Annotated in this window: 17 protein-coding genes and 1 pseudogene; all 18 read right to left on the minus strand. The window is 71.6% G+C overall.

Features of this window, described 5'->3' with window-relative positions; translation table 11 throughout:
- A pseudogene (locus CK485_RS29650) lies at positions 1-630 on the minus strand (NTP-binding protein); the annotation flags it as partial.
- Entirely contained in the window at positions 627-1,550 is a 924-nt protein-coding gene (locus CK485_RS14165; RefSeq protein WP_109450465.1) for a bifunctional DNA primase/polymerase, read from the minus strand. The gene CK485_RS14165 and the pseudogene CK485_RS29650, both read right to left, overlap by 4 nt.
- An 84-nt stretch (positions 1,551-1,634) precedes the next feature.
- Entirely contained in the window at positions 1,635-2,138 is a 504-nt protein-coding gene (gene ssb / locus CK485_RS14170) for a single-stranded DNA-binding protein (protein ID WP_109450467.1), read from the minus strand.
- A 5-nt stretch (positions 2,139-2,143) separates the two neighbouring features.
- A complete protein-coding gene (locus tag CK485_RS14175; RefSeq protein WP_109450469.1) occupies positions 2,144-2,491 on the minus strand; it encodes a MazG-like family protein in 348 nt (115 codons plus the stop codon).
- Between the two features lie 3 nt (positions 2,492-2,494).
- On the minus strand, positions 2,495-2,824 hold the full coding sequence (locus CK485_RS14180) for a ParB/RepB/Spo0J family partition protein (protein ID WP_146214542.1): 330 nt from the start codon (positions 2,822-2,824) through the stop codon (positions 2,495-2,497).
- 93 nt (positions 2,825-2,917) lie between these two features.
- The gene (locus CK485_RS14185; RefSeq protein ID WP_109450472.1) at positions 2,918-3,175 is read right to left on the minus strand and encodes a hypothetical protein; all 258 of its coding nucleotides are present in this window, start codon (positions 3,173-3,175) and stop codon (positions 2,918-2,920) included.
- Positions 3,176-3,186: 11 nt separating this feature from the next.
- Positions 3,187-3,558: a hypothetical protein gene (locus CK485_RS14190; RefSeq protein ID WP_109450474.1), complete on the minus strand. Its 372-nt coding sequence runs from the start codon at positions 3,556-3,558 to the stop codon at positions 3,187-3,189.
- Between the two features lie 22 nt (positions 3,559-3,580).
- Positions 3,581-3,991: a hypothetical protein gene (locus CK485_RS29655; protein WP_241968347.1), complete on the minus strand. Its 411-nt coding sequence runs from the start codon at positions 3,989-3,991 to the stop codon at positions 3,581-3,583.
- Positions 3,982-4,278, minus strand: a complete 297-nt coding sequence (locus tag CK485_RS14200) for a hypothetical protein (RefSeq protein WP_109450475.1) — start codon at positions 4,276-4,278, stop codon at positions 3,982-3,984. The genes CK485_RS29655 and CK485_RS14200 overlap by 10 nt, the downstream gene beginning before the upstream one ends.
- Positions 4,279-4,430: 152 nt before the next feature.
- Positions 4,431-6,677 carry an FtsK/SpoIIIE domain-containing protein gene (locus CK485_RS14205; protein WP_109450477.1) on the minus strand — a complete coding sequence of 749 codons (2,247 nt, stop codon included), beginning with the start codon at positions 6,675-6,677 and terminating at the stop codon, positions 4,431-4,433.
- A gap of 95 nt (positions 6,678-6,772) precedes the next feature.
- The gene (locus CK485_RS14210) at positions 6,773-8,260 is read right to left on the minus strand and encodes a DNA cytosine methyltransferase (RefSeq protein ID WP_109450479.1); all 1,488 of its coding nucleotides are present in this window, start codon (positions 8,258-8,260) and stop codon (positions 6,773-6,775) included.
- Positions 8,261-8,283: 23 nt separating this feature from the next.
- The gene (locus CK485_RS14215) at positions 8,284-8,613 is read right to left on the minus strand and encodes a hypothetical protein (RefSeq protein ID WP_109450481.1); all 330 of its coding nucleotides are present in this window, start codon (positions 8,611-8,613) and stop codon (positions 8,284-8,286) included.
- A complete protein-coding gene (locus CK485_RS14220) occupies positions 8,610-8,936 on the minus strand; it encodes a hypothetical protein (protein ID WP_109450483.1) in 327 nt (108 codons plus the stop codon). The genes CK485_RS14215 and CK485_RS14220 overlap by 4 nt, the downstream gene beginning before the upstream one ends.
- Positions 8,933-9,964, minus strand: coding sequence for a DUF2637 domain-containing protein (locus CK485_RS14225; protein WP_109450485.1), 1,032 nt, complete (start codon positions 9,962-9,964; stop codon positions 8,933-8,935). Before CK485_RS14225 ends, CK485_RS14220 begins: the two co-directional genes overlap by 4 nt.
- Entirely contained in the window at positions 9,961-10,587 is a 627-nt protein-coding gene (locus tag CK485_RS14230; protein WP_199239341.1) for a GGDEF domain-containing protein, read from the minus strand. The genes CK485_RS14225 and CK485_RS14230 overlap by 4 nt, the downstream gene beginning before the upstream one ends.
- Positions 10,584-10,895 (minus strand): hypothetical protein, encoded by a 312-nt coding sequence (locus CK485_RS14235; RefSeq protein ID WP_109450487.1) that lies wholly within the window; start codon positions 10,893-10,895, stop codon positions 10,584-10,586. Before CK485_RS14235 ends, CK485_RS14230 begins: the two co-directional genes overlap by 4 nt.
- Before the next feature lie 98 nt (positions 10,896-10,993).
- The gene (locus CK485_RS29660; RefSeq protein WP_109450489.1) at positions 10,994-11,224 is read right to left on the minus strand and encodes a DUF4097 family beta strand repeat-containing protein; all 231 of its coding nucleotides are present in this window, start codon (positions 11,222-11,224) and stop codon (positions 10,994-10,996) included.
- Positions 11,188-11,945, minus strand: a protein-coding gene (locus tag CK485_RS14245) for an IS5 family transposase (protein ID WP_199239342.1) whose coding sequence is annotated in 2 segments (ribosomal slippage) — positions 11,188-11,657 and positions 11,657-11,945 — 759 coding nt annotated over the 2 segments. Because the reading frame shifts where the segments join, the coding sequence is not laid out codon by codon here. This gene is flagged as partial in the annotation. The genes CK485_RS14245 and CK485_RS29660, both read right to left, overlap by 37 nt.

An 11,945-nucleotide genomic window follows, 5' to 3' on the forward strand; every position in this document is an offset into this window, starting at 1 on the left:
TAGCAGGATCTTCTGCTGGTCGGTGCGCCCGGACAGCACGTAGCCGAACCACTCCTGAAGCGCGCGGACGGCCTCGGGATCGCCCGGCCAGATCTGCGTCAGGAACCGGTCCCAGGTGGGGGCGGTCGCCTCGGGGTCGTAGGTGAAAGGGACGGACACGAGGTTGAAGAACCCCGGCCCGTGCGGCAGAAGAGCCCGGTCGCGGATGCGTAGCAGCCCGTTCTGGCAGGCCACGATCGGCCCGCAGTCCACCGCCCCGGGGGTGGCAGTGGCGGTGTCGGTGGTGGTGATCCAGGCGGGGGCGTCCACGTCGGTGGGCAGCAGCACGATGGCGCCGAGGGCGTCGAGCAGGTTGCTGATCTTCTGTTTGGTGGGGGCCCAGTCGCGGATCTCGGTGTTGCCGTCGCGGTCGGTGCCGCCCGCGTAGGTGGCGTGCTCCAGGCGCTTGTACATGTGGGCGCGTACCTGCTGTTCGTCCACCTCGCGCCAGGCGGTGCCGGTCCAGCGCATCCACGAGCCGCGCCAGCGGCGGCAGATCAGAGCGCCGTCGTCGGCCTGCCAGTCGGGCAGCAGGCGGCGCGCGACGGCCAGAGGGTTGGTGGGCGCGGGCAGTTCCTCGCCGGGCGTCATGCGGCGTGCCCCTGGCCGGTGTGGAAGCCGTTGGTGACGGCCCTCCGGGCGTAGGGCTCGGGGACCCCGACCGCGATGGCCGCGGCGACGATCTGGCGCCCGATGCCTTCCAGGTCGCAGGGTCCGGGACAGTGCGCGTGCTGGGCCGCGAGGAACCGGGCCACCCCGAACGCTCGCGATCCCGCGCCGGACTCGGTGCAGGCGGCCACCATGTTCAGGCCGCGCCGCAGGCCGGTGTTCACGTACGCCTCGGTGTGACGGCAGCCGTGCGCCACCTGACGGTTCCACGTGCCACTCGCCGGGAGGGAAGAGGCCACCCCGCCCCGCGCGGGGGTGGCCTCTTCCCTCGCGACGAGGGCGCGCACGGTGCCGGGCAGAGGGGTCATGGTGCCGGTGCCGGGGGCGAGCCAGCGGGCGTAGGCCATGCGGGACTTGATGTCGACGCCGGGCCGCACGCCGTTCGCGGACTGCATGGCGCCCCGGTAGATCCAGTGCTGCCCGCGCGTGGTGGCAACGGTCCTGGTGGCCGGGAGGGTGGCGTGTGCCCAGGCCACGGCGGCCGGGTTGTCCAGGTCCACGACGGTCAGGCCGCAGCCGCCGGGGTGGTAGCCGACGCCCCCGGCGGCGCGCCAGGCCGCCGCCCACGCGGGTGAGGCGATGACGGCCCGATCGGTGGTGGCGGCGGCCCAGCCGTGGCAGGGAGCGGGGCAGTAGCAGGGGCCGGGGTTCTTCATGTGGGGGCGGTCGCCGCAGGCGCTTGCGGAGCACGTCGGGCAGTTGGCGAACGGCCGCTTGTTCTTCCGCAGGGGCAGCACGGGCACACCCGCGGCGGCCAGGGCCAGCGCGACGCGCAGGGGTTCGCGACTCGCGAGGGTGGTGTGGCCGAGGGTGGCCTCGCCGGATACCGCGTGATCGGTCATGCTGGAGGTCTCCTGTTTCTGCGAAGGGACTGGAGAACCGGGGCGGTCGCGGTCTTTGGCGAGAGGCGACCGCCCCGGGCGTATCTAGAACGGCGGCTCGTCCCCGAACTCGGCCCCGCCGCCCTGCCCCGTTCCGGTCCCGGCCGGGGTGCCCCAGCCGCCGTTCGCGGGCTTGGCGGTGCTCCAGGCGTCCGTGGCCGGGCCGGTGCCGGTGGTCTTGCGCTGGGCGCGTTCGGTCTTGGCGGTGGCGAACATCAGCGACGGGCCGATGTCATCGACTTCGAGTCCGAGCATGGAGCGGTTCTCGCCCTGCTCGTTCTGCCAGTTGTGCTGGCGCAGGCGCCCGGTGACGACCACGCGGGTTCCCTTGGTGAGGGAGTCGGCGATGTGCTCGGCCAGGTCACGCCAGGCGGTGCAGCGCAGGAACATCGCGGTCCCGTCGCGCCACTGGCCGGAGGTCTTGTCGTAGGTGCGCGGGGTGGAGGCCACGGAGAACTTCGCCAGGGCGGCGCCGGAGGGGGTGAAGCGCAGTTCGGGATCGTCGGTGAGGTTCCCGACGATCGTGATGGGGGTCTCGCCTACGGCCATGGGGATCACTCGCTTCCGGTGTCGGTGAGGGCGGGTTGTGCGGGGGTGGTCAGTCGTCGGGCGGCGGCGTGCAGCTTGGCGTCGAGGACGGCGGCGGGGTGGGGTGTGAAGGCGTGGAGGGCGACGGCGGCGGCGATGATGACGTCGCACAGTTCGTCGGCCACGTCGCCGGGGGTGTGGGTGGTGCCCTTGCGGGGGTTCTGGCCGGTCATGCCGATGTAGGCGGCGGATGCCTCGCCCGCCTCTTCGGTGACCTTCAGCAGCCGCATGGCCGTCTCGTGCGGGCCGGTGCCGTTGGTGGCGTTGAGGGTGGCGACGATGCGTGCGGTGACGGGCCACAGGACGGCGTCCACGGGTCACCGTCCCAGGAGGTGGTAGGGGAACTCCGTCCGCTCCATGCGCACACCCCAGTTGCGGATCCAGTACCACTGGAACGGGAAGCGGGGCGTGCCCAGCTCCATGAGAGCGATGGCTCGGTGGTGGCCGTCGGCGACGTAGATGTCGAAGCGCCGGTCATCGACGCCGAGGATGATCGGGACGCGCAGGCCCTTCTTGGGGATCGACGCCACCAGCTCATCGATGCGCGCCCGGTGCCGGGGGCGGGTGTCGAAGTGACGTTGTGCGTGGGCCCACTTGCGGTACTCGATGGGGCGGATCTGCCGGTCGTTGAGGAACGAGGTCCTCATCTGTCCGCGGTACAGCACGGTTCCTCCGGTCGTGGTGGATGGCGGTGAGAGTGGGACAGCAGGGACGGGGTGCGGGGGTGTCGTGTTGTCTGCTCAGTAGGTGAGGCAGGCTGGGTAGGTGGTGCCGGTCGTGCAGTGGCCGAACGCGGCGGCGTCCACGGTGTAGGTGTGCCGTTGGCCGTCGTCGCTGCGCACGGTGATCCGGTTCCCGGTGGCGTCCGTGGTGCGGGTGACGACGATCCCGGTGGGCCCGGCGGCGGGTGCCGGGCCCCGGCAGGTGGACAGCAGGACAGTGGCGGCGGCCAGGGCGATCAGGGCGGTGATGGCCCGGACGCGGAGCTGGTCGAACAACGCGGGTCCCCTCACTTTCGGCGCGGGGTGCGGCCGTCGTTGAACGTGCGCAGCACGATCGCGGCGGCGACGCCGAGGCCGAGTGCGGTGCCGCCGATGGCCAGGGCGGTGATGGCGAGGGACTGGAGGGTGGCCAGGACCATGGGGCCGATGAGGGCGAACGCGCCGATGGCTCCGGCGCCGATGCCACCACCGACGATGAGCCGCGTGGTGACCGGGCTCAACTCCCGCCCATGCTGCGGCTGCTGGGGCATGACGATGATCTGCGGTGGTGCGGCGTAGTAGGGGGTCTGGCCGGGCGGCTGCACGACCACGGGCACGCCGGGGGTGTACGGGGTGGGGGTGCGCGGGTCGGGCAGGGGGATGGGCGTGTGGTCGGTCACGGGGTGCTCCGTCCCGGTGGGGTCAGTGGCCGAGTTGGGCCACGGAGTGGGCCAGGTCGTGGGTGACCTGGTTGATGGGGGCGGCCAGGCCGGTGCTGGCGAGGTAGAAGCCGAACAGCACGGCGACGACGCACGATCCGGCGCCCAGGGAGCGCGAGCGCAGGAGGAAGGCGAGGAAGACGCCGAGCAGGACGGCGGCGGAGATGGACAAGGTCACGGGTGAACCTCCGGTTCGGTCAGCGGCGCCGACGTGCGTGCGGCGGGCGGTCCTGGCGTCCTCGCGGGCCTGCGCGGTCTCGCGGATGCGGTCGATCTCGCGCTCGATGGCGCGGGTAGACCTGCCGCGGGCTTCGAGGCGGACGGCTTTGGCAGCGAGGTAGATCACGCGGGCGGTCTCGCGGGCGTTGTGCGGGTCGCGGTCGGTCAGCGCCATGGCGGGGTGTCCTTCCGGGCGGCGGGGGTGCGGGGTTCGGCGGTGGCGTCGTGCCAGGTGCGGCGGGCGGCGTTGAACAGGCGTCGGCCGATGCGGATGCGTTTGCCGTGGCCGTCGCAGCGGCGGCAGTGCTTGCCGCGCTTGGGGCGTCCCTTGCGGTCGGTCTTCATGGCGAAGCCGAAGCCGCGGCACTTGCGGCAGTTGCCGAGCGGACTGCCCGCACACAGCAGCCCGTAACACACAGTGACGATGGGTGGGATGGCTATAGCAGCCTCTAGGGGGGTCATGGATGCCCTTCCAGGCGGGTTTCCGGGTGTTTCCGCAGGTGGGCTGCTAGATGCTAGATCGCAGATCAGCCCACGACTGCGGTGCTAGCAGGGGTGCTAGACCTAGCAGCCGGGGCTGCTAGGCCTAGCACCGCGCCGGAGGGCGACCGCCTCTACTTTCCATCACGCTCAGTGATTGCTTTGAGGAGGTCGGCGCGGACGGTGCCGCGCCGGGTGGTGCCCTTCCCGGCGTCGGTGGTGCCCCACACGTCCACGGCGGTGATGCCGTGCGGCTTGAGGTTCGCGGTCACCGTCTCGCCCTTCCAAGTGCCGTAGACGGCGGGGCGCAGGTCGGCCAGGCGGGCGGCGATCTTCTCGTTCCACACCTTCTTCTCATCCGCCGGGACCACGGACAGCACGTCCTTGAGGAGGTCGAAGACGGGGGTGGTGTCGGCGGCCGGGGCCTGGCCGATGGCGTGGCCGGTGATGTTGCCGTACTTCTCCCGCATCACCCGCGCCCGGGCGACCACCTGCCCGGCGGCGACGGCATCGACGAACGCGGAGGAGACGATGCGCGGGTCGTCGCCCTCACCGGCCATCCAGCAAATGCCGCGGTCTGAGCGGGAGAACATGGTGGCCTGGTACCCGGCCTTGTTCATGCCGGAGCCCAGCACCATGTCGTTGGCCTGGTGTCCCATCACCTTCAGGCAGAACCGCAACACCGCGTTGTTGCTGATCCCGGGCGGCAGGGACTTGGCGTCCGGACGCTGGGTGCCGAACATCACGACCATGCCCAGCGCCGGGCCACGCTTGGTCAGGTCCGTGCAGATGGCTTCGATCTCCTTGCCGTACTTCTCATGCTCGAAGGGCACCTGGCACTCATCGAACCCGGCCACGATCGGGTGCAGCCGCAGCGACTTGTCGTTCGCCAGCTCCGGGGTGACCTTCGACTCCGGGCAGCGCGAGGTGGGAAGGGACTTGATGACCTTCGCCCGCCGGCGCAGCTCTTCCTTCAGCTCCCGCAGCGTGGCCACCAGGTACTCGATGTCCTCGTCTTCCTCACCGGCGCGGTAGCGGTGACAGACCGGCTCCAGCGCCTTGAAGTCGCCGGTGCCCTTGAAGTCGAACGCGTGCAGTTCCGCGCGCGGGTCCAGGGCGGCGATGAGCAGCAGCAGCCGCATCAGGAATGTCTTGCCCATGCGGGGGATGGAGCCGACGACGACGGCGGCGAACATCAGCGTCACACTGACTTCGCCCATGCGCTGGTCGTTGCCGAACACGGCGGGCTTGAACAGGTCCACGGTGCCGGACTTCAGCAGCGGCCAGGCCGGTTTCGTGGTCTCGTTCATCGGCCGGTCCCCGACCCACAAGATGAGCCGTCCTTCGTGCTCGCCGGGGTCGGCGGACGGCCACACGCACCCCACCTTGCGGCGCAGGCCGGACGCGAGTTCCTTGCGGGACTCCATGATGTCCTCGGGGGTTACGCCGTAGGGCAGGTCGAGGTCGGCGCGGTAGCCGGGCCCGTCGCGGACGATCTCCGAGACGAAGTGCATGCCGTTCATGTCGCCGCCCTTCTTGATGGCGGCGCAGATCTTCGGGTCCCCGATGTTGTCCAGCGCCCGCAGCACGATGGTGCCGGTCAGCTTCTCCACCTCGGTGCGCAGCACGGCCGGGCCGATGATGGGGTGGTCCTTCTCCTGCCCGTAGAAGCCCAGCGCGGCGACCGCCGCCATGGCCAGCACCGTCAGCCAGCCCGGCGCCATCACATACAGAGCCAAGGCCAGCACCGGCCCAGTGACGCAGGCAAGCAGCATCACCAGGGTCCGGCCGCGCACCCGGCGGTCACGCTGGCGGGAGAGGGTCAGGTACTGGCTCACGTCCTCGTCCCGGAGTGTGGCGGCCCGAAGCGGTTCGGCCTCGGTGTCCCACACCCACCGCCGCGCCGCAGACGCGAAGCGGATGCCGCCGCGCGGCGCGGTCACCGCCAGCCGCAGCCCATACCAAGGGGTGCGGATCGAGTGGTACGCGGCGGTGTAGGCGGTGCGGACGCCGAAGTGCCGGGCGGTGAGCGCGAATTCGGTCTTCGTGGCCAGCCACGGCGGCAGGATCGGACGCCGCTTCTCGTACACCACCCCGGACCGCAGCAGGTCCGGCGAGTCGACGGGCACCCGACGCCGTGCGTCGTCGTCCGGCTCGTCGTCCACCGGACCGGTCGGCCCGGCCGGGTCGGCCGACTCGGTGTGCGGACGGTCGGGGGTGGAGTCGGCCGACCGATCGGCGCCCGGATGGGTGGGCGAGTCGGGCGACTTGGAGCGGGCGGATCGGGCCTTGCCGAGGTCGACCACCTCAGCACCCGAACCGGCGGTCATCTCGGCTTCGAGCCGGTGGAACAGCTCGTCATCGTCGTCGGGATGGTTCACTTCAGGGACCTTCCGCTTCCGGGTGGGAGGGGAGATGCGGGCCCGGCCGTCGCTGTGAGAGGTGGGCGGCCGGGCCCGCGAACAAGGTGTGGGGGTCAGGCGGCGTTGGCCGCGGTGCGGGCCAAGGCGGCGGTGACGCGTTCGCCGATCCACTGGGCGACGTTGCAGGACACGGCGTTCCCGGCCTGCATGGTCTGCTCGCCCTTGTTGCCGTGGACGATGTAGTCCGCCGGGAAGCGCTGGGCGAGGAGTTGTTCGCGCGGCTGGATCATCCGGTAGTGGCAGTCCTCCAACGCGGGGGCGGGCCCGAGGAGAGCGGCGGAGTCCTTCGTGCCGAGGGTGTGCAGCGGCTCGCCGGCCGACTTGGTGCCCGCGTTGCGGTAAGGGATGACCAGCCAGTGATGCCGCCCCTGACCGGTCACGGTGTCGACCGGTGCGGAGACCGGGCGGGCGGTGGCGTTACGGCGCAGGGTGACGATGAACGAGTCGTCGGCCTGCGGCGGGGTCAGCAGCGCCTCGAACCCCTTCGGGTTGGCCAGCCGGGTGCGCATCGGCTCACCGGTCGTGGTCGGCGTGGTGTTCCAGGTGCCGCCGGTCGGCACCAGGACCGCGTCCCCGATCTTCACGGTGCGGGAGGCCAGCGGGGTGGTGTCGGCGGGCACGGCACGCCCGTCGTGGCCGCCGTGGTTGACGGTCAGCACCATGCGCCGCTCGCCCAGCAGGTCCAGCCCGGCGCGGATGCGCTTGACGGTGTTGGCGGCCAGCGGGCGCAACCCGTGCGCCGCCCGGTCCCCGATGCGCACCCCGAGGTTGGTCCAGTCGATGATGGACGCGGCCGGGCGCACGTAAGGCTCCACCACCTGGTGGCGGCATGCGCTGTTGGGGCAGCGGTAGTCGTACTGCTGCCTGTACTTACCCACCCGCCGTCCGTTGCGCCACGTCTGCACGGCCCGCACATCCCGGTCGCAGTGCGCGCAGTAGGCGAGCGGGCAGGGCGTCAGATCGGGGGCGGGCACATCCAGGCGCGTGAAGGCGACGTAGACGCGGTCGCGCCACTGGGGTGAGGGGTCGTTGTCGTCCCCGCCAACGTGGGCGGAGGAGACGGAGACGATCTGGGAGCGGTAGCCGAGGTGGTGCATGCCGGTGCGCCACCAGTCGAACAGCTCCCAGTCCACGACGAATTCGAGGACGTTCTCGCACAGCACGGCGGCGTAGCGGTGGACCTCGGTCGCGCGGATCACGTCGTAGGCGGTGGCCCGGGTGCGTTCCCATCCGGCGTTCTCCATCGGCCCGTACTCGCCCAGTTCCAGGGCCAGTTGGCCGTGGGTGCGGCGCCTGCCCCCGGCGGGGGAGATCTCCGTGCAGATCGGGGAGGCCCACAGGATGTCGGTGTGGGGCAGGCGGCGCATGTCGTAGTTGTTGATGTCCGCGCACAGGTGGTCGGCCTGGCGGTGGTTGGCGGCGTGGGTCTCGACCGCGCGCTGCCAGTGGTTGGCGGCCAGCCGCAGTTCCAGACCGGCGGCGACCAGGCCCGTGGACGAGCCACCCGCGCCGCAGAACAGATCGGTGAACGTCAAGCCCATGGGCTTGACCTCCCTTTCAGGGATCACAGCTCGAACAGGGCCGGTGCGGCGTCGCCGCGCACCACGGCGGTGCGGGCGCGGGTGCGGGCGGCGGTGTGGCACTCCGGGCACCACGCCCGCAACTCGCCCGGCGCAAGCGTCACCGCGACGGCCGCCGGGGTGGCGGGGTTGGCGGGGGCGGCCATGAGGCGGATGCGGTGGCCGTGCCGGCTGGTGTAGGCGTCGTGCTCACGCGGGCACCGGCCCTCGCTCTTGGCGTGCTCGTTGCCGCACTCGCCCGCGCACTGGCATCGGAACCCCGCGGCCCGCATCACCGGCAGCCACACATCGACGGCGGCCAGCGGTTCACTCATGCCGCACCCCGCACGGGCGCGGTCAGCGGGGCGAAGCCCACGAGGACCAGCGGCACCCCGGCGAACTGCGTCTGCGCCTTCAGGCACCGGCAGGTGATCAGCTCCGTGTGCCCGACCGCGCCCGGGTCGATGCCCAGCGCCGCACGCCAGGTCTCGAACGCTCCCAGGTCGTCGTGCAGAGCGACCCTCACCCCCGGCCCGACAGCGTCAGCGGTGACCAGGGTGGTGATCTCGAAGCTGGCGGCGGGCAGGTCCGGGAAGGCGGCCAGCAGGCCCGCCAGCGCGGTGATCGCCGGTCCCTGCGTACGGACGGTCTCGCTCATGCTGCCTGTCCTTCCTCGGGTTCGTTCTCGTCAGGGGCGGGCTCGCTGGGCGCGGTGAGGATCGCCACGGGGTGTTCGGCGCGCTCGGCCAGCAGCGCGTCACGCACCTGCCGCGCCGGGGCGGCGCCGCAGCGCAGCGCCTTGCGCAGCGCCTCGGCGTTGATCTCCGTGTCCGTCCAGCCGGTGGTGAGCGTGCGGGCCTCGGCCAGCAGCTCGTCAGCGGTCCGCTGAACCGGCGCGGTCTTCCTGCCCCTGGGCTGCCGCCTGCGCGGCGCCCTGGGCGTCTCAGGCTCAGGGTCCGGCTGCGGTGCGGGCTTCGCTTCCGGCTCGGGCTGCGGGGCGGGGTCCTGGTCGGTGGTGGGAACGGTGGCAGTCAGTTCGCCCATGCGCAGTACCACGCGGGCGCGCCGTGGTGTCTTCCATCGCCAGGCCCAGCCGTACCGCTCGCGCAAGTCCGCCCGCGCCAGCAGCCGTTCCCGCTCGCACACCAGCGCTGTGCTGTAGGAGGTGACCTCCCACAGCGTCATCCGCCGCCACAGCGCGAACGTCGAGACCGGCGCCAGCAGCCAGCGCGACCAACGCACCTTCTCCATCCGCCGACCCGTCACCGCGCCGATCCGCACGGCGTAGACGTGCGCGCCGATCTCGGAAAACACCACCCACAGCAGCGGCATCGTGCCGTGCGCCACCCGCGCCGCCACCGTGAAACCGGCCGCCACGTTCAGCCCGCACGTGATCAGCGTCAGCACCCAGGGCACGAACCGCACCCACGCCAGCGCCATGTCCAGCCGGATCAGCAGCAGATTCGCCACCGTGAACACCGGAATGGCCACATCGACGCCCACCGGCAGCATCCACGGCGCCGCGAACCCCCACCGCGCCCCGGCGGCCGACACCGCGTCGAACGACGACAACAGGCCCAGCGCACCGACCCCGGCAGCAGCCAGCGCACCGACCCCGGCGAGCCCGAGTTCCGGACGGGTCAGCGGCGGCACCGACGACGGCGCGCCCTCGATCGTGTTGCTCATCGGGCACCGCCAGTGCGTCCGGCGCGGCGGCCGTTGACCGAGGGCATCACCGGCACCGGCGCGTCGGTCAGCAGCCAGCCGCCGCCGTTGCGCTTGGCTTCGTACATGGCCTCGTCCGCCCGCCGCAGCAGCGCGGACCACTCGCCGGGACGGGTCGCCACGGTGCAGGCCGCGCCGATCGACGCCCCCAGACGCAGCGCGCGGCCCTCATAGCCGAACGGGTGGCACAACCACTCGTGCAGGGCAGCGAGTTCACCGTTCAGGTCCCAGTCGGCCAGGGACAGCAGGGCGGCGAACTCATCCCCACCGAGGCGGGCGACGATGCCCAGCGGTTCGGCCCACTCGGCGAGACGAACCCCGGTCTCGCGGATCGCGGCGTCACCGGCCGCATGGCCGAAGGTGTCGTTGACGCCCTTGAAGCCGTCCAGGTCGATCACCACGGCGGCGACCGGGCCCCGGCGCAGCAGACGGACGGCGCGGCGCTCGAACATGGCCCGGGCGGGCAGACCGGTCAGCGGGTCACGGCGGGCCTGCGCGATGCGGTGGCGCATCCACAGGGTGTGGACGGACCATCCGGCCGACAGCGGCAGGGCGGCGGCCAGGCCGGTCAGGGTCTGGCTCATGCCGCATCCTCCCCGGCCTTGACGGGGCGGCGGGCGGTGCGCAGGAACGGCACGGTACGGGTCAGCGCGTCGGCGTACAGCGCGTCCCACGCGGCGACCTCGTCACCGCCCTCCCCCAGAGCGGCCAGCTCTTGGATGACCTCGCGGGCCACGTCCAGGCGGGCCGCGCGCTCCTGCGACGTCTCAGCCTCCAGCGGGCCGCGGAACAGGTCACGGTCGATGCCCGCAGGCAGCTCATCGAAGCCCAGCGCCAGTTCCTCGAACTCGATGGTGTCCAGCACCCGGTGGGTGCCGATGTAGGTACGCATGGCGGGGTGTTCTCCTCGAACAGCGAAGGGAGCCAGGGCGGCCTCGGTCTGTGGCGAGAGGCAGCCGCCCCGGCACTGGGGATGGTGCACAGGTGGGGTCAGTGGGTGTGGACGCGGCCGGAGACGCTGTGGGCGTTCACCCGCAGCGAGGCGGGGCCGGTGACTCGCACGTCGCCGGAGACGCTGTGGGCTCGCAGGGTGCCGGAGGCGGTGCCCAGGGCGGTCACGTGGATGTCGCCGGAGGTGGTGTCCAGGTCGGCGTTGGTGCCGGAGTGGCCGCTTAGACGGTGTCCTATGTGGTGAGGCGGATGAGTCGCTTGTAGCAGCAGATGGCTGCGGCGAGGCCGAGAAAGGCCAGGTAGTTACGGGGATCGTGCTCGTAGCGGGGGCTGAGCCTGCGGTAGCCGGACAGCCACGACATCGTCCGCTCGATCACCCAACGACGGCGGCCCAGGCGTTCGCTGGACTCGATGCCTTTGCGGGCGATGCGCACGCCGATGCGTTTGCCGCGTAACCATTTGCGCAGGTGGGGGATGTCGTACGCCTTGTCTGCGTGCATGCGTTGGGGCTTGAAGTGGCGGCCGCGGTGGGGGTCGTGTCTCGTTTGGTGGCCCTCGACCATGGGCTTCAGCGCTTCGCTGTCGTGGGTGTTGGCGGCCGAGACGCCGACGAGGAGGGGCAGTCCGTTCGCGTCCGACAGGACGTGCATCTTGGAACCCGGCTTACCCCGGTCCACGGGGCTCGGACCTGTGAGTTCGCCCCTTTTTTAGCCCGCACGTGAGCGGAGTCGAGGACCACGCGCGAGACGTCGATGAGGCCGGCGTCATCGAGTCGGTGCAGCACCGCTTCGTGCAGCCGTCCCCACACGCCGGCCCGCGACCAGATCAGGAACCGGCGGTGGGCGGTCGACTTCGATATCCCGAAGCACGGCGGTAGGGCTCGCCAGGCACAACCGCTGACCAGCACGTAGATGATCGCCGCGAACAGCGTCTCATCAGGCGTGTCCTGCGTTCCCCCGCCCTGCGGCCGCACCTTCGACGGTGGGATCAG

The organism is Streptomyces sp. ICBB 8177 (assembly GCF_003144095.1).
Taxonomy (GTDB): Bacteria; Actinomycetota; Actinomycetes; order Streptomycetales; family Streptomycetaceae; genus Streptantibioticus_D.